The organism is Nocardiopsis lucentensis DSM 44048, from assembly GCF_000341125.1.
In the GTDB taxonomy this organism is placed as follows: domain Bacteria; phylum Actinomycetota; class Actinomycetes; order Streptosporangiales; family Streptosporangiaceae; genus Nocardiopsis; species Nocardiopsis lucentensis.
On sequence record NZ_ANBC01000362.1, the window covers coordinates 1 to 929 of the forward strand.

General features: G+C 74.5%; 2 protein-coding genes. Both read right to left on the reverse strand.

The window, feature by feature from the left end; translation table 11 throughout:
• Positions 1-427: beta-ketoacyl synthase N-terminal-like domain-containing protein (locus tag D471_RS34140; RefSeq protein ID WP_040689423.1), on the reverse strand; the 427-nt coding region annotated here is incomplete at its 3' end.
• A gap of 25 nt (positions 428-452) precedes the next feature.
• A partial coding sequence (locus D471_RS39445; RefSeq protein WP_152486289.1) for an acyl carrier protein occupies positions 453-929 on the reverse strand: 477 nt, incomplete at its 5' end.

Sequence of the window (929 nt, forward strand, 5' to 3'; positions counted from 1 at the left end):
TGCGCGCGTCGGCCAGCCGGTCGGGCGGCAGGGCGGCGTTCTCCAGCGCCTCCCAGGCGACCTCCAGCAGCAGCCGGTGCTGGGGGTCCATCGCGCGGGCCTCACGGGGGCTGATGCCGAAGAAGGCGGCGTCGAAGCCCAGGGGGTCGTCCAGGAACCCGGCGCGGTCGACGGTGGAGTCCCACCCCTCGGCGAAGGGTTCCCGGCGTGAGGGGGGCAGGGGGCCGACGGCGTCACGGCCCCCGCTGACCAGGTCCCAGAGTCCGTCCAGGTCGCGGACGCCGCCGGGCAGGCGCAGACCGGCGCCGACGATGGCGACGGGCTGGTTGCCGCCGTGCTGCGCGAGTTGGGCCTTGAGCTGTCGGATCGTGTCCATCGCCCGGCTCAGGGGGGTGGGTCCGCCCGGCCGGCCGCTCGGTTCGGTCATCGCGTTCGTCCTCGGTCTCGGTACGTCAGGAGGAGGTGGTCAGGCGCTCGTCCAGCACGGTGGCCAGCGCGTCGGTGCTGCCGTAGGTCCACAGCAGGGTGGGCGAGAGCTTCAGCCCGAAGGCGACCTCCAGCCGGTTGCGCAGCTCCAGGCTCATCAGCGAGTCCAGTCCGAGCTCCTTGAAGGGGGTGCGCCGGTCGATGTCGTCCGGCTCCATGCGCAGAACGCGCCCGGCCAGTTCCCGGACCTTGGCCGCCACGAGGGCGGGGCGCTCCTCGGGGTCGGCGGCCAGGACCCGGACGCGGAACTCGTCCGCCTCGGTGCCGCCGTTGTCGGCGCGGTCCCTGAGCAGCTCCCAGCTGGGCTGGGCGGCGGTCTCGGGGTAGGCGTCGAACCAGCGGCGCAGGTGCAGCGGGACGTATCCGGCCACGGGGGTGTCCTCGCCGAGCAGGGCGTCCAGCGCCCGCCACGCCTCGCCGGTGGTGAAGCCGCCCATGCCGCG